Below are 20020 nucleotides of genomic sequence, written 5' to 3'. Positions count from 1 at the left end.
ACCGCCTGTGTCCATGTTCAATGACATCAGTGCGCCGCGCAAGCGATAAGCAGGCTACACGCGGCGAGATCCCCGCCCCCATGAAGCAGCTCGCCAATCATGGCCGTCACGACAACCCGGCTTGCAATATACAGACGCTCGCCACGTACTCGGGACATTTTTTCCTTCAAGGCTTTCGCGGCAAGTTCGCTTTCAAGCTCTTCAATCCGGGTACGCGGCACCGGGTTCCAGTTACGTTGACCATGCTTTTCTTCCAGCTCCCGCGCCTCGTCTTCCAGGCGCATTTCTTCCATTATCTGCGGCAGGATGGACGCGGCGCCCAGCGCTGCAATCCCGGCGCCGCCCCGGTTGACCCAGTGGCCATCTCCGGTGTGCTGGGCAGCAATCAGCGAACATACAATGATCACCACGACCGCGAGCCATAAGAATCGCGCCAGAAAAAGAGCGGGCAATTTATCTGGAACTTTGATCGACATATATGTTCTCCAGATCGATATTCGCTGGATACACTACGCGTTGTTCTTCCTTGCGACGCGCCATTCCGTAATAACGCGCGAAGATCGGGTGAAAACAGTACTCGCCGTCGGTCGCCAGACCGAAACCCGAATCGGCGTTGAAATGGAACTGCCCGTAGCAGTAGCGGCTCTCGTCCATGGGCGGATTGGAAAGATCGCCGCTTTTTGTGGTCGAGCGCCCCAATATACCCATTTCAAACATCGTATCCCAAATGGACACGACGTCGTCTTCAATATTCCTGTTAAAACGGGACTCTATCTTGCGCAAGCTTTGATAGTCACAGATCGGCTCGAGGTCGGGCAATATCTTCCTGGCCTCGGTCAGCAATTTTGGATAAACGTTCCGATACAGTGTCAACATCTGCTCGCCGATGAACCGCTGCGACTCGGTGACCGCCTTCCGCACCAGCTCTCCCTTTACATTTTCGAAAGTCTTATGCTTACGAAATTGCTCGCTGAGGGCCGCGTTAAAAATAAACAATATTTGCCGTGGCAGTAATTGTGTATGACGGATAATGTATGCCAACGCATCCTCGTCATTTCCACATGCATTTCGTATCGTTTCCGGCAGAATAACGCTCAACATTTTATGCAGATCGTCCCGTTTCGAAAAATCCAGGCTCTCCGTCCGCTCATAAAGTGGCCGATCGTGAATCGATGCCGAGGCGCGCAGGCGGTATGCAATCAGATGAACCAGGTCAATTGGTTTCCAGCGCACGCGAAATGACGATGCAAAATCCTTCATCAGATTCGCCGAGCCGGCCGCCATGAAGGACTCGATCTCCTCGGGGACAGAGAAGATAATTTTAATGCGCGAATTATTTGCCTTGATCTTATACATCGCGGGAAACATCCCGCTGAGCGTTTGTGCGAATACGGAATTACGTATGGGATAACGCTCCATGGTGTCGACAAGAAAGAAAAGCTGAGCGTCGCGTTGGTCCAGAAAGCTGACGATCGCGTCCCTGGCATCTTCGGCCATCTGCTGGGCCGCAAGCTTGAGCGGCACGCCCGGAGGGGCTTCCGCATTGATATACCTGTGCACCGGCATTAAATCGGCACGCGTATCATCCTCATGCGCATAATCGTAGAAATAAGTGATAATTTCGTGCCAGAGCGAATCGACCCACAAGTCTCTGTACATCTCGGGCGGAATTAATTCCGGGCTGACTTGCTCTCCCTGCACGTTTCGGCCGACACGGGACACCACCTCGTGAAAATGGGGCCAGGAGTCGATCGCAAGAACGAACTGCGCACCGCGTTGGGGAAGCGGGCGGGCACGGCGCACATCGCCCCGTCGGCTTGCAGCAATCCGTATTTCGGCGAGTGCCGCGGTTTTTCCGGCCCCTTTCCGGCCCAACAACAACATATGGGGTTCGGCCGCGATTTCGCGGAAGGAGCAACCTGATGATCAAGCAGTTTTTCGGCACAGGAATCTTCCATATGCTCCTGTTGAATCGGCCCTAAAGGTTGAGTCAGGTTGAGGACCGCTTGTAGATCGCATACTGGTCTCGGCATTTTCGCCCCCGGATCGTTATCGCATCGGTTCAATCGCGTCATAAAACCTTATGGCCGTTTCATGCTCTCCCCAAGCGCACGCACGTGTCAAGCAACCGCAGGCGACTCCGGATTTTCCCAACGCTCACCCACGATTTGCCGCAATCGGCCGGGAACGAACCCTGAAGAAACGCAAGCGGCGTGTCGACGTTGTTGGCATCGCCGGGCCCATCCGGATCGAAACGATTCGCGGAGGACGCATTCCCATCCGCCGCGCATTCGGAATCGCCGCGCGTCGAATCGCATTGTTTGACGAGGGTTACGAAATGATCGAGGTACCGTGGAATGCGCGCAAAGGCGGCCTGCCTTCAGCCGCCCCGCATCCCGAACAGGTCGTGCGCGTCGAGGATGGCGTACGTGATCTCGGGATGCCGCTCCAGCACCCTGCGCACGGCGGCCGGCACCGACTGGCGCACCTTCTTGCACAGGCCCGGACGGTCTTCCAGCACGATCAGGATGCCGCGCAGGGTGCGCACCTCGTTCGGGCCGGGCGCGATCCGCAGTTCCACCCCGAGGTTGGCGCGGATACGGTCCTGCAGGCGCGTGAGCTCCGCGTAGCTGCCCACGGCGTCGATGCGTTCGAGCAGGCGCTGCTCTTCGCTGCGCGTGAGGCGCAGCGGGCGCAGGTCGGCGTCCGGGTCGGCCAGCAGCACCTCGCGCTCGCAGACGCAGGCGCCAGGGGGACATTCGGTGCGGATGGGTATCGATGCCTGCTGCAACATGGGATCACGCCGTCAACGGATTGCTCGTCCGGGAAAGTAGTGTATATCAATGCGGGCCGTCTTCGGTCCCCGCGGCACAAACGATCGTGTCGAGCACGCCGGCCATGCGCTGCCAGTGCGAGCCTTTCCAGAACACGCCGTGGCAGCGGTCGCACGTGCTGAATTCGTCCCGGGTCGCGGCCACGCGCGGCGGCAGGCGATCGATCACGTCGGCCTTCGCCACGGGACGCAGCGACGCATTGCAGGACAGGCACAGCGTGAACGGGCGCACGCGCTCGGCCAGCCCGAAGCGCTCGACCACTTCCTGCAGCTGCGCTTGCGCCGTCAAGGCGCGCACATAGCAACCGTACTCGATGCCGCGGCGCTTGAGCAGTGCGCGGTCGCGCGTGAGCACGGCACGGCCGTCCTCCAGCGCGATCGCCTCGACCTCCGCGTCATGCAGGGTGTTGCGGTAGATGGTGTCGAACCCCGCCATCCGCAACAGCCGCGCGAGCGCGCCGAGGTGGGCGTCCGCGACGAAGCGCGCGCGGCCCGGCGGGCGCTGGGCGAGGCGCGCCACGTCGGCCACGTCCAGGCTCGTGAAGCGCGGGTAGACGGCGACGCGGTCGCCCTCTTCCAGGATGTCGTCCAGCCCCGCCGGGTCGCCGTTCACGAGGACCAGTTCGACCTCCGTGTGCGGCACGCCCAGCGCCTCGACCATGTGCTTGGTCGTCGCCGCCCGCGCGCACGGGGTCGCGAACGCGTGGCCGCGCCGCTCGCGCGCGAGGAAGTCGTTCAATTCGCCGTAGAAGCGGAACGTCGCGCTGGCCATGGCTCATGCGGCCGCTGAGACATCGACGCCACGCAGCACGTCCAGCGCGTTCGGCACCGAATGGCCCTCGGCCGTGTTGTCGAAGATGCACCAGAGATCCGCGCCCGGCCGCGCCAGCGCCGCGATGCGCTGTTCGACGTCCAGCAGGAAGGCGCGCGGATAGGCCGAGTAGTAGACGCGCGGCGTGCCATGCAGGCGGAGGTAGGACGCGCTCGTCGTCGGCACGTGCGGGCCCGGCTGGCCGGCCGGCGGATCGGCGATCACGCGCGTGACGCCGTGCTCGCGCAGCAGCGTGGTGGCCGCGTCGCCGAACCACGTCGGATGGCGGCCCTCGATCGCGAGCATGCAGGGAAAGCGCGCGCGCAGGCGCGGCAGGAAGTCGGCGACGACCGCCGCATCGAACACGCCGCTGGGCGGCAGCTGGACGAGCACGCAGCCGAGTTTCGGCCCCAGCTCGCCGGCCTCGCGCACGAAACGGTCGAGCAGGTCGTCGGCGTCGACCAGCTTCGCCTCGTGCGTGATCGCCTTCGGCAGCTTGACGGAAAACCGGAAATCCTGCGGCACGCTGGCGGCCCAGCGGGCGTAGGTCTGCGGCTGGTGCGGCCGGTAGAACGACGAATTGATCTCGACGGCCGGGAACACGGCCGCGTAGCGTTCGAGGTGGCTGCCCGCGCCCGGAAAGGCGGCCGCCGCTTCCTTCGGTATGCTCCAGCCGGCGCACCCGATCAGGGGCCGGCCGCTCGCTGTGGATTGCAATTCGCTCATCTGAACCCATGTTGGAGGGCATCCGCCCGGCACCCGATTCTATGCCGAACGAGATGTCCGACGGCGCACGCGCCGCGCCACTACAATATGAACATCACACAGGAGGTACCATGGCCGATTCCCTGCACATCGTCTGTCCGCACTGCGACGCCGTCAACCGCGTGGCGGGCGCGCGCCTGGTCGACCAGCCGGTCTGCGGCAAATGCGCGCAGGCGCTGTTCACGGCCCAGCCCACCGACGTGTCGTCGGCCCGCTTCGACAAGCACGTCGCGCGCAACGACATTCCCGTCCTCGTCGACTTCTGGGCCGCCTGGTGCGGTCCGTGCCGCATGATGGCGCCCGCCTACGCCCAGGCCGCCGGCCGGCTCGAGCCGCGCGTGCGCCTGCTGAAGGTGGACACGGAAGCGTCGCAGGACCTGGCCGCGCGCTACGCCATCCGCAGCATCCCGACCATCGCGCTGTTCGAGAAAGGACGCGAAATCGCGCGCCAGGCGGGGGCGATGGATGCGAACCGCCTGATGGCCTGGGTGCAGCAGTACGCGCGCGTTGCATGACGCGCGGGGCGCGGGGCGCACGCTCGTGCGTTTAATTTACGGTATGTAATTGAACACGACTGGAAGTGTGGCAGCCATGCCGCATTGAGGCATTCACGGCAGATTTTTGTCGCCTTTTTTGCTCATCCTCTCATTGTCCGGCCTAAAATTTTCCACACGGAATTATTTTCCCCCGAGACCCGTACCCTGAGAGTTCCCATGACATCCAGCCCAATGTTGCAGGCGCAGCCTGCCGCGCCGCGCCGCCCGGTTCCAGGCGGCCCGAGTTCCGCTTCCCGCTCCCTGAGCCTGAACGCCAAGATCTGCCTGACCGCGACCGTGCTGGTGATCCTCAGCCTCGCCGCCACGTCGACCGTCACCGGCATCCGCAGCAGCCGCAGCGCCGAGGAATCGAGCATGAAGCTGGCGCGCACGACCGCGCGCGAGGCCGCCGCCGCGGTGCAGGCGCGCATGGGGTCCCACCTGACGACGGTCCTGGGCCTGGCGCGCACCATGCGCACGACCCGCGGCGCCGACATCGCGCTGACCCGCGCCCAGATGAGCGAGATGGTCAAGGCGACGGTACTGGACTCGGAAGACCTGAACGGCTCCACCGTGACCTGGGAGCCCGACGCGCTCGACGGCAAGGATGCCGAGTATGCGGGCAAGGCACCGGAATACGACGCCACCGGCCGGGCCATGCCCTATTACTCGCGCGAAGCGTCGGGCGGCCTGCACGTAGAACCCATCGTGTTCGCGGACAAGCCCCATGCCAACGACTGGTACGACATCCCGAAAAGCACCGGCCGGATCTATATGACCGAACCGCATACCTATCCGATCAACGGCAAGGATGTGGCGATGACGTCCTTCAACGTGCCGATCATGGTCAAGGGCGTATTCAGCGGCGTGGCCAGCGTCGACTTCGGACTGTCGCGGCTGAGCGAAATCCTCGCGTCGCTGAAGGTCATCGACGGCGGCCACCTGGCGCTGGTGTCGAACGGCGGCCTGTACGCCAGCAATCCGGACGCCGCGCGCACCGGCAGGAAGGCCGACGACATCCCGGCTGCCGGCCTGGAGGCCATCCGCCAGGGCCAGACCTATGAATACGCGGATACCCGGGGCGAGGTGCACCTGCTGCAGCCGATCCGGCTGCGGCCCGACATCGCGCCGTGGTCGATCAAGCTCAGCTTCCCGCAGCGCGTGGTGACCGCGGATGCGCGCGACCTGCTCACCTATACGCTGCTGGTGTCGGTGTTGTGCGCCGTGGTGGCGGCGGTCGTGCTGGTGTCCGTGCTGAACCGCCTGACCAAGCCGTTGCGGGTGCTGGGCACGGCGATGGCCGGCCTGGCCGGCGGCAACGCCGACCTCACCGCGCGCCTGGAAGTCAGGGGCAAGGACGAACTGGCCCAGATCGCGGGCGGATTCAACGAATTCGTCGCCAAGCTCCAGCACGTCCTGGCGCGCGTGCGCCACAGTTCGGACAACGTGGCCCTGGCCAGCACCGAAATCAGCCAGGGCAACGCCGACCTGTCGGCCCGCACCGAGCAGCAGGCGGGCGCGCTGGAAGAAACCGCCGCGTCGATGGAGGAACTGACGTCGACGGTGAGGCAGAACGCGGACAACGCACGCCAGGCCAACCAGCTCGCGCAAGGCGCGTCGGAAATCGCCGCCCGCGGCAGCGCCGTCGTCGCCCAGGTGGTGGACACGATGGGCTCGATCAAGGCATCGTCGCAGAAGATCGTCGACATCATCGGCGTGATCGACGGCATCGCCTTCCAGACCAATATCCTGGCGCTGAACGCCGCCGTCGAGGCGGCCCGCGCGGGCGAACAGGGCCGCGGCTTCGCGGTCGTCGCCAGCGAGGTGCGCAACCTGGCGCAGCGCTCGGCCTCGGCGGCCAAGGAGATCAAGGGCCTGATCGGCGACTCGGTCGACAAGGTCGGCGCCGGCAGCACCCTGGTCGGCGAGGCGGGTCATACGATGGAAGAGATCCTCGCGAGCGTGCGGCGCGTCACCGATATCGTCGTCGAGATCAGCGCCGCCAGCGCCGAGCAAAGCAATGGCATCGCGCAGGTCAACCAGGCCATCGCGCAGATGGACGGCACGACCCAGCAGAACGCGGCGCTGGTCGAGCAGGCCGCGGCCGCGTCGGAGAGCCTGCACGACCAGGCGGCACTGCTGGTGTCCCTGGTCGGCGAATTCCGCATCGATGCCGACACCCCGGCGGTTGCCCACGGCAAGCCGCTTCTGTCGCGCCCTGCCAGGAAACAAATCAATGAATAACCGGAAACAAACCGGCGCCGTCATGTTCGCCATCGCCGGCGCCTGCCTCGCATTATCGGCGTCCGGCGCATCCGCGCAGGAAAGCGGCAAGGACCCGCTCAAGTTCGATGGCGCGATCAGGATGTGGGTGGAAGCACTGAGCTGGAACGACCAGCGCAAAGGCACGCCCGAATTCGACACCGCCCGCCTCGGCTTCAAATACGACGACGGCCGCTTCCTGGCGGCGGGACGCGAGCGGTACTACCACTACACGAGCCGTCAGACGGGCGCCAGCAAGGGCGCCGACATGCTGTTCAACGAATATCTGTGGGCCGGCTACCGGTTTGCCGACAAGAGCGAACTGCATGCCGGACAGGAGCGCATGCCGTTCGGCATCCTGCCCTATGCGTCGAATAACTTCTTCGAGTCGATGGCCTGGTATGCCGGCTACGAGGACACGTATGCGATGGGCGTCCAGTATCAGCGCACGATCGGCGGCCTGCACGCCAACGTCGCATTCTTGCCGTCGGACGGCCGCCATCTGCTGTCCTGGACCGACAGCACCGCGGAACTCGACGGGCTGGATTCTGTCCGCTTCAGCAATCACCTGATGCAGAGCTATGGCCGCGAGGAGAAGAATACCTTCGTCGCGCGGCTGGGATATGCCTTCCCGTTCGCCGGCGGGAAAACCGAGCTCGGCGCCTCCGTCCTGGCCGGACAGCTGGCCGCAACGAGCCCGGCGCTCTCCAGCGGCAACCGCCGGGCCGGCGCACTGCATGTGGCCGGCGAATTCGGCAACCTCGGCGTGCAGCTGGAGACGATCAAGTACGACAACGACTTCGATGGGAACGGCTCGCTGGCCGGCAACTGGTACGGCGCCTGCGACAAGGACTGCGTCCTGATCGGTGCGTTCGGCTTCTCGAATCGTCTTGCGGCCAGGGGACACATCGACATCGCGAACCTCACCTATAAAATCCCCGGTTCGATCGGGCCGTTCAGTCAGTTCATGGTCTACAACGACTGGAGCCGGCTCAGGAAATCCGCCGCCGGCTATGCCGACAGCTATCAGAACGTGGCGGGCATTACGTTCGCGTCGGGCGGCTGGGTCATCATCGTCGACGTCGCGAATGCCACGAACCAGCCCTACCTGTCGCCGGGCTTCGGCGACGCCCTCGGCACGGGCGGGGCTGCCAAATCGTCCGGTCATCGGTTCAATGCTAATATCGGCTATTACTTCTGATTTCAGAGGAATAGCATGGCCCAGGAACTCGTCCACGAACGCGGCCTCGAGGATGCCAAGCAGTTCGCGCGCATCCTGTACGTCGCGCACGCGCTCACCTTTTTCTTTTCGCTCGGCACGCTGTCGATCCTGGTGCTGATCGTCAATTACATCCGGCGGCCGGACACTGCCGGGACGATGGTGTACAGCCACCACACGTGGATGATCCGGTCGTTCTGGTTCTATCTGCTGTGGATGGCGGTGGCGGTATGTCTCGCGATCACGCTCGTCGGGATTCCGCTGGCGTGGCTCGTCGGCGCCGGCGCGTGGTTGTGGATGGCGTACCGGATCATCCGGGGCTTTCTCGACCTCAACAACAATCGGGCGATGCCGGTGTGACGGCGGTTACAGCTTGCCGAGCGCCTGCGCGATATCGGCGATGAGATCGTCGGGCGCTTCGAGCCCGATATTGAAACGCACGAGCGCGCCGGCGTCGGCCCAGGCGCGGCGCATCCCCTGCATCCGGTACGGCACGGCGAGGCTGTGCGTCCCGCCCCAGCTGTACCCGATGCCGAACAGGGCCAGGGAATCGACGAACCGGTCGACCTGCTCGCCGCTGTAGCGCGCATCGAAGACGACGGAAAACAGGCCGCCGGCGCCGTTGAAATCGCGCTGCCACACGTCGTGGCCGGGGCAATCCGCGAACGCCGGGTGCAGCACCTTCGCGATCTCCGGACGTCCCTCGAGCCAGCCGGCCACCTTGCGCGCGGCCGCGTCGTGCGCGTCGAAGCGCAGCTTCATCGTTTCCAGGCCGCGCAGCACGAGGTAGGCGTCGTCGGCGCCGACCCCCATCCCCAGGCGCATGTGCGCCATGGCGATGCGTTCGTTGAGGGCCGCGTCGCGCGTGATCACGGCGCCCATCAGCACGTCCGAACCGCCCGACTGGTATTTCGTCAGCGCCTGCATGACGATGTCGGCGCCCACGTCGAAGCCGCGCAGCGCGAGCCCCGCGGCCCACGTGTTGTCCAGCGCGACCGGGATGCCCCTGGCGCGCGCCGCCGCGCAGATCGCGGGCAGGTCCGGCACTTCCATCGACACCGAACCCGGCGCCTCGGTCCAGACCAGCTTCGTGTTCGGCTGGAGCAGGTCCGCGATGCCCGCGCCCACGAGCGGATCATAGAAGCGCGCCGTGACGCCGAAGTCGCTGGCCAGCCAGCGACCCAGCTCGCGCGTGGGGTTGTAGACGTTATCGGGCAGCAGGACGTCGTCGCCCGCTTTCAGCAATGCGAGCAGGATCATCGAGATCGCGGCGAGACCGGACGGCGCCAGCAGGCAGTGCGCGCCGCCTTCGATGGCGGCCAGCCGGGCTTCCAGCGTGAACGTCGTGGGCGTGCCGTGCAGGCCGTAGGTATAGGCCGTCTTGTTGCGCCAGTCGCCCGCGCGCATGCTGGCCACGTCCTTGAACAGGACGGTCGAGGCGTGGTGGATGGCGGTCGGGTAGGCGGCGAAGCCGGCCGGGGGGCGGTAGTCGCTGTGCGTCAGCGTGGTCTGGATGGACAGTTTGGTCACGTCGGGTACTCCACTGCTGTGTTCGTCGTTCCCGCGCAGGCGGAAACCCAGGTTGCAAGCACTGCGGCCGCTCCACCCGTCGTTCCCGCGCAGGCGGGAACCCAAGCAGCATCCAACGCCGCAGCGCCGTATCGATCGCTCAGGCCACGGTCGCCCACAGGTCGTGCGCATCCGCCTTCGTCACGACCACGTCGATGAATTCGCCGACGGCCGGCTTGGCCTTGCCCGGCGCGAGGGCGCGCTTGATGTGCACGACGCCATCGATTTCCGGCGCGTCCGCCGCCGACCTGCCGAGAGCTTCGCGCGGGCCCGCCTCGTCGACGAGCACGCGGATCGTCGTGCCGACCTTCGCCTGCAGGCGCTTGGCCGAGATCTCTTCCTGCAGCAGCATCACGCGCGCGCGGCGCTCTTCCTTGACTTCTTCCGGCACCGGATTCGCGATCGCGTTCGCCGTCGCGCCTTCGACCGGGGAGTAGGCAAAGCAGCCCAGGCGGTCGATCTGCGCTTCCTTCAGGAAGTCCAGCAGGTATTCGAATTCCGCCTCCGTCTCGCCCGGGAAGCCGGCGATGAACGTGGAGCGGATCGTGAGGTCGGGATTCATCTTGCGCCAGGCCTGGATGCGGTCGAGGTTCTTCTCGCCGCTCGCCGGGCGCTTCATGCGCTTCAGGACGTCCGGGTGCGCGTGCTGCAGCGGGATGTCGAGATAAGGCAGGACGTGCTCGCCCATGAACGGGATCACCTGGTCGACGTGCGGGTACGGGTACACGTAGTGCATGCGCACCCACGCGCCGTACTGCCTGGCCAGCTGGCCCAGCGCTTCGGCCAGCTGCGTCATGTGCGTCTTGACCGGGCGGCCGTTCCAGAAGCCGGTGCGGAACTTGACGTCGACGCCATAGGCGCTCGTGTCCTGCGAGATCACCAGCAGTTCCTTGACGCCGGCCTTGAACAGGTTCTCGGCCTCCTGCAGCACGTCGTGGATGGGACGCGACACGAGGTCGCCACGCATCGACGGGATGATGCAGAAGCTGCAGCGGTGGTTGCAGCCTTCGGAAATCTTCAGGTAGGCGTAGTGCTTGGGCGTGAGCTTGACGCCGTGGTCCGGCACGAGATCGATGAACGGGTCGTGCGGCTTGGGCAGGTGCAGGTGCACGGATTCCATCACTTCGGCCACGGCATGCGGACCGGTCACGGCCAGCACCTTGGGGTGCACCTTGGTGATGATGTCGCCGCCGCTCGCGTCCTTCTTGGCGCCGAGGCAGCCCGTGACGATCACTTTACCGTTTTCGGCCAGCGCCTCGCCGATCGCATCCAGCGATTCCTGCACGGCCGCGTCGATGAAGCCGCAGGTGTTGACGATCACGAGGTCCGCGCCGGCATACGACTTGGCGGTCTCGTAACCCTCCGCGCGCAGCTGCGTGAGGATCTGTTCGGAGTCGACCAGCGCCTTGGGGCAGCCGAGCGAGACGAAGCCGACCTTGGGCGGCGTCGCGCTGCCGGTGGCGTCAACGGTGGCAGGGAGGGGATTACGGCGGAGTTCTTGCATTGTCGGATTGCGGCGAAAATTCAGGGCAATCCGCGATTGTACAGGAAGCGGGGGCGGAGGGAAATCGAGGGGCGAAATACAGCGTGTGGTGGCCCGCACCCGCTGCTCGTCGCCCCTGCGCAGGCAGGGGCCCAATTTTGGCGCCGCCGGAATGGTTGCGAAATTGGGTCCCCGCCTGCGCGGGGACGACGGCTGATCGTGTGCGGTACGATTGATCGTGCGCGGTACGACTGATCGTGCGCGGTACGTTACACGTTCACTTCTTCTCGGGCGGCACCCCGAACGGAAACGCGCCGAACATCATCGCCTTGCTCTGGCTCTGCATCTGCTCCTGCATCTGCAGGAACAGGTTCTTGCTCTGGTCGATGTAGTTGTTCATCATGCCCTGCATCATCGGGCCCTGGATGTTCATGAACTGGGTCCACATCTCGGTGCTGAACGGCTTGCCTTCCAGCGCACCCGCGGCCGAGCCGACGAACTTGTTCTGGATGTCGGTGAAGGCCTGCACGTTCTTTTCGAGGTAGGAACCCATCATGCCCTGCATCGCATGGCCGTAGTAACGGATGATCTGGGACAGCACGCCACTGGAGAACATCGGCACGCCGTGCGCTTCCTCTTCGAGAATGATCTGCAGGAGGATGCTGCGGGTCAGGTCTTCGTTCGTCTTGGCATCCACGACCGTGAACTCGTCGGAATCGAGCACGAGTTGCTTCACGTCGGACAAGGTGATGTAAGAACTGGTCTGGGTGTCGTACAGCCGGCGGTTCGGATATTTCTTGATCAGGCGTTCAGTGCTTTTTTTGACACTACTCATCTCATTTCCATGTACAGCGCCGTAGCGCATTTATTATGCGGCGACCGCGGGGATCTCCCGCGGCGTCTCCGATTCCAAGAGGATATCCGCTAAAAATACCACGTTGCGAACGCAGGTGCAGCAATTATTCACTGAGCAACTGAATGATTTATTTCGCAAATACCCTCCGCAGCCGCCTCAATCCGCGCGCGCCTTGACGTAACGGCCCGGCGCCGGCTCGATCGCGGGGAAAGCGGCACTGCCCGGTTGCGCGGGCGGCGCCACGTCCTGGCCGCCGAACTCCGCCAGGAACTTCGCCCATTCCGGCCACCAACTGCCCTTCTTCTCGACGGCGCTGGCGCTCCACTCGGCCGCAGTCTTCGGTCGCGTGCGGCCGCCTTCGCCCACCCAGTAGTTGCGCTTGTTCTTCGACGCCGGGTTGATGACGCCCGCGATATGGCCGGAGGCGCCCAGCACGAAGCGGTTGTTCTTCGGCTTCTTCGGGTTCAGCAGGCCCATCGACGCGAACGCGGCTTCCCACGGCACGATGTGGTCTTCCTTCGAGCCGTACAGGAAGGTCGGGCAATCGATGGCGCCCAGGTCGACCTTCGTGCCGGCCACGGTCAGCGCACCCGGCACCTTCAGCTTGTCCTCGAGATAGGTGTTGCGCAGGTACCAGCAATACATCGGCCCCGGCAGGTTGGTGCTGTCGGCATTCCAGTACAGCAGGTCGAACGCGGGCGGCGTCTTGCCCTTGAGGTAGTTCTGCTGGACATAGTTCCACACGAGGTCGTTGGGACGCAGCGCCGAGAACGTCGTCGCAAGGTCGCGTCCCGGCATCAGGCCGCCGCGCGCCAGCTGCTGCTCGCGCATCTTGACCTGCGTCTCGTCGACGAAGACGTCCAGCACGCCCGTATCGGAAAAGTCCAGCAGGGTCGTGAACAGGCTCAGGCTCGCGGCCGGCTTCTGGCCGCGCGCGGCCAGCACGGCCAGCGCCGTCGCCGCGATGGTGCCGCCCACGCAGAAGCCGAACACGTTCACCTTGTCCTTGCCCGCGATCGCGCGGGTGACGTCCAGCGCGCGGATCGCGCCCTGCTCGATGTAGTCGTCCCACGTCGTGCCGGCCAGGCCCTGGTCCGGGTTGCGCCAGGAGACCATGAACACCGTATTGCCCTGCTCCACCAGGTAGCGGACGAGGGAATTCTCCGGCTGCAGGTCGAGGATGTAGTACTTGTTGATGCAAGGCGGCACCATCAGCAGCGGCACCTCGTGCACTGTCGGCGTCGTCGGCGTGTACTGGATCAGTTGGAACAAATGATTCTCGAACACGACCGCGCCCGGCGTGACGCCGACGTTGCGGCCGACCTCGAACGCGGATTCGTCCGATTGCGAGATGCGGCCCTTTTGCAGGTCGGCCAGCATATTCTGCAGGCCCTTCGTGAGACTTTCGCCCTTGGTCTCGATCATTTTCTGCTGGGCTTCCGGATTCGTCGCGAGGAAGTTGGCTGGCGACATCGCATCGACGATCTGCTGGACGGCGAACCGGACCTTCTGCTTCTCGCGCGGGGGCACCTCGACGGCCTCGGCCAGCGCCATCAGGAACTCGGAATTCAGCAGGTACGACGCGACGCTGTACGCGGACATCGGATTCGCCGTCCACTCCGGCGCGGCAAAGCGGCGGTCGCTGAACGACGGCAGCTTGCCGCCGACGAAATCCTGCCACAGCGTCGTTGCCTTTTGCACGTAATCGTCGCGCAGCGCCTCCAGCTTGCCCTGCGACATGCCTGCGCCGATATCGCCCAGCATCTTTGCCACGGGTGCGAATGCTGCCGTACCGTCGGCACCGTCGGGAAGTTTCATCATCGACTGCCAGGCGGAGGGATCGGTGAATTGCGCGAACGGCGCCATCCAGGGAGCGGCAAGCATCTGCGGGGTAGCATCAGGCGTATTCATAAGGCGTCCATTGTGTAGAATCGATTTGTCGACAGCAACCGGAGCATCGCATGTGGATCGTAGCCATAGGATGGATGTACGTCGTAACCCTGATGGCGGCGACGGAGCCGACTGTGGTTGGCGGCATTATGACTTTTTTCGGCTATGGCGTGTTGCCGTTCTCACTCGTATTTTACCTTGCGGGATCACGGCGCCGGCGCGCCCGCGCGGCCCGGGCCGCAGTGCGCGCGGCGGATGGCCGTGACGATGCCGCAGGCAGCGCCGACGGCGGCTGCCCGCCCTCTACTTCAGCCAGATGAGACTGGCCTGGCGGCCGCTGACGCCATCGCGGCGGTAGGAATAAAACCAGTCGGCCTCGGTCGCCGTGCAGCGCCCGCCCCCGTGCACGCGCGTGACGCCGGCGCGCGCCAGCATGCGGCGCGCCAACAGCGGCATGTCGGCCAGATACTTGTCCGGCCTGCCGGGATACGGCTTGAACGCATCGGCTGCCTGCCCCGGCAGCGCGGCGTCGAAGGCGGCCAGCACATCGGGCCCCACCTCGAACGCGTCCGGCCCGATCGCCGGCCCGAGCCAGGCCGTGATCTCGCCCGCGCCGGCCGCGCGCATGGCGGCGACCGTCTGCCCCAGCACGCCGCCCGCCAGGCCGCGCCAGCCCGCGTGCGCGGCGCCCGCGACCTTGCCGCCCAGGTCCGCGAACAGCACGGGCAGGCAATCCGCCGTCAGGATGGCGCAGACGACGCCCGGCGCCGTCGCGATGCTCGCGTCGCCCGTGCGCACGGGTCCGTCCGGCTGCACGGTTGCCGCATCGACGACGTCGGCGCCGTGGACCTGCGCGATCCATGCGGGCGGCCCCGGCAGGCGTGCCCGCAGGCGCGCGCGGTTGGCCTGCACGGCCTCCGGATCGTCGTCCACGTGCCTGCCCAGGTTCAGGCCCCCGCCACCGCACCCGTCGCCGTACGGCCCCATGCTGACGCCGCCGCGCCGCGTCGTGGCCAGTGCACCGAACGCGTCAGGCAGATCGGGCCACTGGTCCGGCGCGGCCGGATGAATCAGATCGGTATCGAGCAGATGCGGCGGCAAACTGGAACAACTCATCAAATCGCTTCCGGTTCTTCGATCCCGGCTTGTTCCAGAAGTTCCGCAAAATCGTCGGCCAGCGGCACGACCCATTCCATGTGCTCGCCGCTGGCCGGATGCGTGAGACCGAGGCGGCGCGCCTGCAGCGCCTGGCGGTGGAAGAACGAGCGCAGGTGCTGCTTGCCGTACACGGTGTCGCCGACGAGGCTGTACCCCAGCGACTGCATGTGCACGCGGATCTGGTGCGTGCGGCCCGTCTCCAGGCGGCATTGCACGAGGCTGACGGGACGGCGGTCCAGCTCGCCGCTTTCCAGCAGCTCGTAGTGCGTGATGGCGGGTTTGGCCGACGGGCTGTTCGACACGGCCATCTTGACGCGGTCTTTCGGGTCGCGGCTGATCGCCGAGTCGATGGTGCCGTAGGCGCGCGGCGTGCCCCACACGAGGGCCAGGTACTCGCGCTTGACGGTGCGGGCCTGCAGCTGGCGCACGAGGTCGGTCTGGGCCTCCAGCGTCTTGCCGACGACCATCAGGCCGCTCGTATCCTTGTCGAGGCGGTGCACGATGCCGGCGCGCGGCACTGACACCAGTTGCGGGCAGTGGTGCAGCAGGCCGTTCAGCAAGGTGCCCGACCAGTTGCCCGAACCCGGGTGCACGACGAGGCCGGCCGGCTTGTCGACGACGATGATGGCATCGTCCTCGTACACGATGTTCAGTGCCATCGGTTCCGGCGTGTAGGCCGTGTCCTCGGGCGCGGGCTGCGGCAGGACGACGATCGCCTCGTCGCCGTAGGCCGTGCTCTTGCCCTTCGCCGGCTTGCCGTCGACGGTGATGTGGCCTTCGTCGAACCATTGCTGCAGGCGGCTGCGCGAGAATTGCGGCACCAGCCCGGCCACGACCTTGTCCAGGCGCTGGCCGCAGTGTTCGGGCACCAGTTCCAGGGTGATCGGGGAATAGTCGGGGCCGGCCACGCCGGCATCGAGATCGGCGTCGAGGTCCTCGTCCAGGTCGGGGTCGAAAAGGTTTTCCGCCGAATTCGGCGCAGCAGTTAATATCACGTCAGTCCCATCGGCTATAATCAGCCGTTCGTTGAATCTCGGTAAAACTTTCTTGCAATAGAGCTTATGCAAAAAAAATTGTCTGTAATTGTCGTGACTAGCGTCCTGCTAAGTTTGTCAGCTTGCGGTTTGTTGCCGGAAAGATCGGACGAAAACAAGAACGTGTCAGCATCGAAATTATACGCTGACGCGCAGGAGGAAATGGCCGGCGGCCATTACGAAGGTGCGATCAAGCTGTACGAACGCCTCGAATCCAACTATCCGTTCGGCACCTACGCCGCCCAGGCGCAGATGGAAATCGCCTATGCGCACTACAAGGCGCAGGACCAGGCCGAGGCGCTGGCGGCCGTGGAACGCTTCATCAAGCTGCACCCGAACCACCCGCAGGTCGACTATATGTACTACCTGCGCGGCCTGATCAACTTCAACGACCAGATCGGCTTCCTCAGCTTCATCTACGCCCAGGACCCGACCGAGCGCGACCCCAAGGCGACGCGCGAGGCGTTTGCCGCGTTCAAGGAACTGGTCGACAAGTTCCCGAACAGCAAATACGCGCCGGACTCGATCGCCCGCATGAACTACCTGATCGACGCGATGGCGCAGTACGAAGTGCACGTGGCGAACTACTATTATCGCCGCGGCGCCTACCTGGCAGCGCTGAACCGCGCGCAGACGGCCGTGACGCAGTTCAACCAGTCGACCGCGCGCGAGGAAGCGCTGTTCATCATGATCCGCTGCTACGACAAGCTGGGCATGTTCGACCTGCGCGACGACACGCAGCGCATCTTTGCCAAGAATTACCCGGACAGCCGCTTCATGGGCGGCAAGGGCTCGGGCGATGCGCCGTGGTGGAAATTCTGGGCCAAGGCGGGGCCGAAACCGGCGCCGAAGGATGCCGTGCAGTAAGGACGACGATGCCCGCAGCGATGCGGGCTTTTTTTATGGTTGGCGCCGTCGCCTGCGCATGCCGGGGCCAAAATTTTATTGTTGACCCCGTCGCCCCTGCGCAGGCAGGGGCCCAATTTCCACGATCGGCGCGGCATGCCGACGCCGGCGAAGCTGGTGGCATTACTTGGGTCCCCGCCTTCGCGGGGACGACGGGCATCTTGGGTCCCCGCCTTCGCGGGGACGACGGGCATCTTGGGTCACCGCCTGCGCGGGGACGACGGGCATCTTCTGCGCGGGCCGACGGAACGTCAGCTGTCGATCCGCCGCCTGAACACCCACGCCTTGTCCGTCGACACGGCCGCGTCGAACGCATAGCCGTCGACGTCGAACGCCTTCAACCGCTGCACGTCCGTGATCCCGCGCTCGGCCGCGTACCGGGCCATCATCCCGCGCGCCCGCTTGGCGAAGAACGAGATGATCTTGTACTTGCCGTTCTTCCAGTCCTCGAACACGGGCGTGATCACGGGCACGTCCAGCAGCTTCGGCTTGACGGACTTGAAGTATTCTTCCGACGCCAGGTTCACGAGGACCTGTGCCCCCGCGTCCTTCGCGTCCGCATTCAGCGCGGCCGTCACGCGCTCGCCCCAGAAGGCGTACAGGTCCTTGCCACGCGGGTTCGCGAGGCGGGTGCCCATCTCCAGGCGGTACGGGTGCATGCCGTCCAGCGGGCGCAGGACGCCGTACAGGCCGGACAGGATGCGCACCCTGCCCTGCACGTACTTCAGCGCCCGCGCGTCCAGCGTGCGCGCGGCGAGGCCCGTGTAGACGTCGCCGTCGAAGGACATGATGGCCTGGCGCGCGGCGCCATGGTCCGGGTGCCAGTCGGCGTAACGCGTCACGTTCAGCACGGACAGCTGATCCGAGATGTCCATCAACGCACCGATCTCGGCCGGCGACCTGGGTTTCAGGACCCGGATGAGGTCGGCGGCATCGTCGATGAAGCGCGGCGTCGTGCGTGCGCGGGTGGTGGGCGGGGAATCGAGGTCGAGGGATTTGGCGGGCGAAAGAACGATCAGCATTGTTGAAACACGTGCAGCGGGTAAAATTGCTGACATGATACCTGCTCCAGCGAAACCCATCGTCATCGACACCAATGTCTGCCTCGACCTGTTCGTTTTCCGCGACCCGCGTTGGGCGCCGTTGCTGGCCGCCCTCGAGTCCGGCCGCGTGCGCGCCGTCACCCGCGCCGACTGCCGCGACGAATACCGCATCGTGCTGCATTATGCCCACCTGCCCCTCGACGATACGACGCGCCCGCACGCGGCGGACCGCTTCGACGCCCTGATCGAGGTCGTGGCGCCGACGGCCCGCGCGCTGCGCCTGCCCGTCTGCACCGACCGCGACGACCAGAAATTCCTCGAGATCGCCCGCGACGCCGACGCCGCCGTCCTCGTCACGAAGGACAAGGCCCTGCTCAAGCTGGCGCGCCGGACCGCGCGCGAGAACCTGTTCCGCATCATGACGCCCGACGCCTGGGTCAAGACCGAGGCGTCGCCCACGCTAGAATGATCCGACCTTCATCCAACCCGTCCGCACCATGACCACACCCGTCCTGCGATCGCGCCTGCCGGCCGTCGGCACCACCGTGTTCACCCTCATGTCCGCCCTGGCCAACGAATACGACGCCGTCAACCTGGGCCAGGGCTTCCCCGATTTCCAGTGCGACCCGCGCCTGCCGGACGCCGTGGACGCCGCCATGCGCGCGGGCCACAACCAGTACGCACCGATGACCGGCCTGCCCGTGCTGCGCGAGGCCATCGCCGCCAAGCTCGCCGCGCTGTACGGCCACGCGTACGACCCCGACGCCGAGATCACGGTCACGGCCGGCGCCACGCAAGGCATCATCACCGCGATCCTGTGCGCCGTGCATCCGGGCGACGAAGCGATCGTCATCGAGCCGTGCTACGACAGCTACCAGCCGTCGATCGCGCTGGCCGGCGGCGTGGCGGTGCCGGTCGCCATGCGCGTCGGCGCGGACGGCTACAGCGTGCCGTGGGACGACGTCGCGGCGGCCGTCACGGCGCGGACCCGCATGATCGTCGTGAACACCCCGCACAATCCGACCGGGACCATCCTGCGCCAGGCCGATCTCGATGCGCTGGGGGACATCGTGGCCGGAACCGGCATCCTGATCCTGTCGGACGAGGTGTACGAGCACATGGTCTACGACGGCCAGCCGCACGCCTCCGTGAGCCGCCACCCGGTGCTGGCCGAGCGCGCGTTCGTCGTCTCCAGTTTCGGCAAGACGTATCACGTGACGGGCTGGAAGGTGGGCTATGTGGCCGCGCCGGCGCCGTTGATGGCGGAATTCCGCAAGGTCCACCAGTACAACGTCTTCAGCGTGAACACGCCGATGCAGGCCGGCCTGGCCGGCTTCATGCGCGACCCGGCGCCGTGGCGCGACCTGCCGGCGTTCTACCAGCGCAAGCGCGACCTGTTCCGCACGGGGCTGGCGCAGTCCCGCTTCACCTTGCTGCCGGCGGACGGCACGTATTTCCAGTGCGTGCGCTACGACGGGATATCGGACCTGGGCGAGTCGGAATTCGCGCAGTGGCTCACGCGCGAGATCAAGGTGGCGGCGATTCCCGTGGCGGCGTTCTACAGCCAGCCCACGGAGTCGAGGATCGTGCGCTTCTGCTTCGCGAAGAAGGACGAGACGCTGGCGCTGGCGCTGGAGCGCCTCGCCAGGGTGTGA

General features: G+C 65.3%; 19 protein-coding genes. 7 read left to right on the top strand and 12 right to left on the bottom strand.

What is annotated here, in order from left to right; all coding sequences use genetic code 11:
• Positions 1-26: 26 nt before the first annotated feature.
• The 5 genes from ASC93_RS19155 to ASC93_RS19135 form a co-directional block, all read right to left on the bottom strand.
• Entirely contained in the window at positions 27-476 is a 450-nt protein-coding gene (locus ASC93_RS19155) for a hypothetical protein (protein WP_157202009.1), read from the bottom strand.
• Positions 454-1884, bottom strand: coding sequence for a hypothetical protein (locus ASC93_RS19150; RefSeq protein WP_056445868.1), 1431 nt, complete (start codon positions 1882-1884; stop codon positions 454-456). Before ASC93_RS19150 ends, ASC93_RS19155 begins: the two co-directional genes overlap by 23 nt.
• Before the next feature lie 496 nt (positions 1885-2380).
• The gene (locus ASC93_RS19145) at positions 2381-2794 is read right to left on the bottom strand and encodes a hypothetical protein (RefSeq protein ID WP_200958364.1); all 414 of its coding nucleotides are present in this window, start codon (positions 2792-2794) and stop codon (positions 2381-2383) included.
• A 46-nt stretch (positions 2795-2840) separates the two neighbouring features.
• Entirely contained in the window at positions 2841-3605 is a 765-nt protein-coding gene (locus ASC93_RS19140) for a Mut7-C RNAse domain-containing protein (protein ID WP_056445866.1), read from the bottom strand.
• A gap of 3 nt (positions 3606-3608) precedes the next feature.
• Entirely contained in the window at positions 3609-4370 is a 762-nt protein-coding gene (locus tag ASC93_RS19135) for a DUF72 domain-containing protein (RefSeq protein WP_056445863.1), read from the bottom strand.
• A gap of 110 nt (positions 4371-4480) precedes the next feature.
• Here ASC93_RS19135 and trxC point away from each other — a divergent pair, with 110 nt between their 5' ends.
• The 4 genes from trxC (at position 4481) to ASC93_RS19115 (ending at position 8786) form a co-directional block, all read left to right on the top strand.
• A complete protein-coding gene (gene trxC / locus ASC93_RS19130) occupies positions 4481-4924 on the top strand; it encodes a thioredoxin TrxC (protein WP_056445860.1) in 444 nt (147 codons plus the stop codon).
• Positions 4925-5122: 198 nt separating this feature from the next.
• Entirely contained in the window at positions 5123-7189 is a 2067-nt protein-coding gene (locus ASC93_RS19125; protein ID WP_229412797.1) for a methyl-accepting chemotaxis protein, read from the top strand.
• A complete protein-coding gene (locus ASC93_RS19120; RefSeq protein WP_056445857.1) occupies positions 7182-8408 on the top strand; it encodes a hypothetical protein in 1227 nt (408 codons plus the stop codon). Before ASC93_RS19125 ends, ASC93_RS19120 begins: the two co-directional genes overlap by 8 nt.
• Positions 8409-8423: 15 nt before the next feature.
• Complete coding sequence (locus tag ASC93_RS19115; protein WP_056445854.1) at positions 8424-8786, top strand: hypothetical protein; 363 nt, start codon at positions 8424-8426, stop codon at positions 8784-8786.
• A gap of 6 nt (positions 8787-8792) precedes the next feature.
• On the opposite strand, the gene ASC93_RS19110 is transcribed toward ASC93_RS19115, so the two are convergent.
• From ASC93_RS19110 to ASC93_RS19085, 6 genes are all read right to left on the bottom strand, one after another.
• Complete coding sequence (locus ASC93_RS19110; RefSeq protein WP_056445851.1) at positions 8793-9956, bottom strand: cystathionine beta-lyase; 1164 nt, start codon at positions 9954-9956, stop codon at positions 8793-8795.
• A gap of 139 nt (positions 9957-10095) precedes the next feature.
• Positions 10096-11499, bottom strand: a complete 1404-nt coding sequence (rimO, locus tag ASC93_RS19105; RefSeq protein ID WP_056445848.1) for a 30S ribosomal protein S12 methylthiotransferase RimO — start codon at positions 11497-11499, stop codon at positions 10096-10098.
• A 256-nt stretch (positions 11500-11755) separates the two neighbouring features.
• Positions 11756-12313 (bottom strand): polyhydroxyalkanoate synthesis repressor PhaR, encoded by a 558-nt coding sequence (phaR, locus tag ASC93_RS19100; protein ID WP_056445844.1) that lies wholly within the window; start codon positions 12311-12313, stop codon positions 11756-11758.
• A 177-nt stretch (positions 12314-12490) separates the two neighbouring features.
• Positions 12491-14245, bottom strand: coding sequence for a class I poly(R)-hydroxyalkanoic acid synthase (gene phaC / locus ASC93_RS19095; RefSeq protein WP_056445841.1), 1755 nt, complete (start codon positions 14243-14245; stop codon positions 12491-12493).
• Positions 14246-14527: 282 nt separating this feature from the next.
• Entirely contained in the window at positions 14528-15340 is an 813-nt protein-coding gene (pgeF, locus tag ASC93_RS19090; RefSeq protein ID WP_082548159.1) for a peptidoglycan editing factor PgeF, read from the bottom strand.
• The gene (locus ASC93_RS19085) at positions 15340-16377 is read right to left on the bottom strand and encodes an RluA family pseudouridine synthase (protein WP_056445838.1); all 1038 of its coding nucleotides are present in this window, start codon (positions 16375-16377) and stop codon (positions 15340-15342) included. The genes pgeF and ASC93_RS19085 overlap by 1 nt, the downstream gene beginning before the upstream one ends.
• Before the next feature lie 66 nt (positions 16378-16443).
• Between ASC93_RS19085 and ASC93_RS19080 the strand changes: the two genes are divergently transcribed.
• The gene (locus ASC93_RS19080; protein WP_056445835.1) at positions 16444-17283 is read left to right on the top strand and encodes an outer membrane protein assembly factor BamD; all 840 of its coding nucleotides are present in this window, start codon (positions 16444-16446) and stop codon (positions 17281-17283) included.
• Between the two features lie 290 nt (positions 17284-17573).
• On the opposite strand, the gene yaaA is transcribed toward ASC93_RS19080, so the two are convergent.
• The gene (yaaA, locus tag ASC93_RS19075) at positions 17574-18344 is read right to left on the bottom strand and encodes a peroxide stress protein YaaA (RefSeq protein WP_056445832.1); all 771 of its coding nucleotides are present in this window, start codon (positions 18342-18344) and stop codon (positions 17574-17576) included.
• A gap of 34 nt (positions 18345-18378) precedes the next feature.
• Between yaaA and ASC93_RS19070 the strand changes: the two genes are divergently transcribed.
• The gene (locus ASC93_RS19070) at positions 18379-18834 is read left to right on the top strand and encodes a putative toxin-antitoxin system toxin component, PIN family (RefSeq protein WP_056445829.1); all 456 of its coding nucleotides are present in this window, start codon (positions 18379-18381) and stop codon (positions 18832-18834) included.
• A gap of 28 nt (positions 18835-18862) precedes the next feature.
• Entirely contained in the window at positions 18863-20020 is a 1158-nt protein-coding gene (locus ASC93_RS19065; protein ID WP_056445826.1) for a pyridoxal phosphate-dependent aminotransferase, read from the top strand.

This window comes from Massilia sp. Root335 (genome assembly GCF_001425685.1).
In the GTDB taxonomy this organism is placed as follows: domain Bacteria; phylum Pseudomonadota; class Gammaproteobacteria; order Burkholderiales; family Burkholderiaceae_D; genus Telluria; species Telluria luteola.
Note: the sequence above shows the minus strand (reverse complement) of the source record. Positions and strands in the feature narration are given on the sequence as shown.

Excerpts from the sequence above, each read along its gene's own strand:
- ASC93_RS19145 (WP_200958364.1), bottom strand. The coding sequence starts at position 2,794 with ATGTTGCAGCAGGCATCGATACCCATCCGCACCGAATGTCCCCCTGGC.
- ASC93_RS19150 (WP_056445868.1), bottom strand. The coding sequence starts at position 1,884 with ATGTTGTTGTTGGGCCGGAAAGGGGCCGGAAAAACCGCGGCACTCGCC.
- ASC93_RS19070 (WP_056445829.1), top strand. The coding sequence starts at position 18,379 with ATGATACCTGCTCCAGCGAAACCCATCGTCATCGACACCAATGTCTGC.
- pgeF (WP_082548159.1), bottom strand. The coding sequence starts at position 15,340 with ATGAGTTGTTCCAGTTTGCCGCCGCATCTGCTCGATACCGATCTGATT.
- yaaA (WP_056445832.1), bottom strand. The coding sequence starts at position 18,344 with ATGCTGATCGTTCTTTCGCCCGCCAAATCCCTCGACCTCGATTCCCCG.
- phaR (WP_056445844.1), bottom strand. The coding sequence starts at position 12,313 with ATGAGTAGTGTCAAAAAAAGCACTGAACGCCTGATCAAGAAATATCCG.
- ASC93_RS19115 (WP_056445854.1), top strand. The coding sequence starts at position 8,424 with ATGGCCCAGGAACTCGTCCACGAACGCGGCCTCGAGGATGCCAAGCAG.
- ASC93_RS19120 (WP_056445857.1), top strand. The coding sequence starts at position 7,182 with ATGAATAACCGGAAACAAACCGGCGCCGTCATGTTCGCCATCGCCGGC.
- rimO (WP_056445848.1), bottom strand. The coding sequence starts at position 11,499 with ATGCAAGAACTCCGCCGTAATCCCCTCCCTGCCACCGTTGACGCCACC.
- ASC93_RS19125 (WP_229412797.1), top strand. The coding sequence starts at position 5,123 with ATGACATCCAGCCCAATGTTGCAGGCGCAGCCTGCCGCGCCGCGCCGC.
- ASC93_RS19135 (WP_056445863.1), bottom strand. The coding sequence starts at position 4,370 with ATGAGCGAATTGCAATCCACAGCGAGCGGCCGGCCCCTGATCGGGTGC.
- phaC (WP_056445841.1), bottom strand. The coding sequence starts at position 14,245 with ATGAATACGCCTGATGCTACCCCGCAGATGCTTGCCGCTCCCTGGATG.
- ASC93_RS19155 (WP_157202009.1), bottom strand. The coding sequence starts at position 476 with ATGTCGATCAAAGTTCCAGATAAATTGCCCGCTCTTTTTCTGGCGCGA.
- ASC93_RS19065 (WP_056445826.1), top strand. The coding sequence starts at position 18,863 with ATGACCACACCCGTCCTGCGATCGCGCCTGCCGGCCGTCGGCACCACC.
- trxC (WP_056445860.1), top strand. The coding sequence starts at position 4,481 with ATGGCCGATTCCCTGCACATCGTCTGTCCGCACTGCGACGCCGTCAAC.
- ASC93_RS19080 (WP_056445835.1), top strand. The coding sequence starts at position 16,444 with ATGCAAAAAAAATTGTCTGTAATTGTCGTGACTAGCGTCCTGCTAAGT.
- ASC93_RS19140 (WP_056445866.1), bottom strand. The coding sequence starts at position 3,605 with ATGGCCAGCGCGACGTTCCGCTTCTACGGCGAATTGAACGACTTCCTC.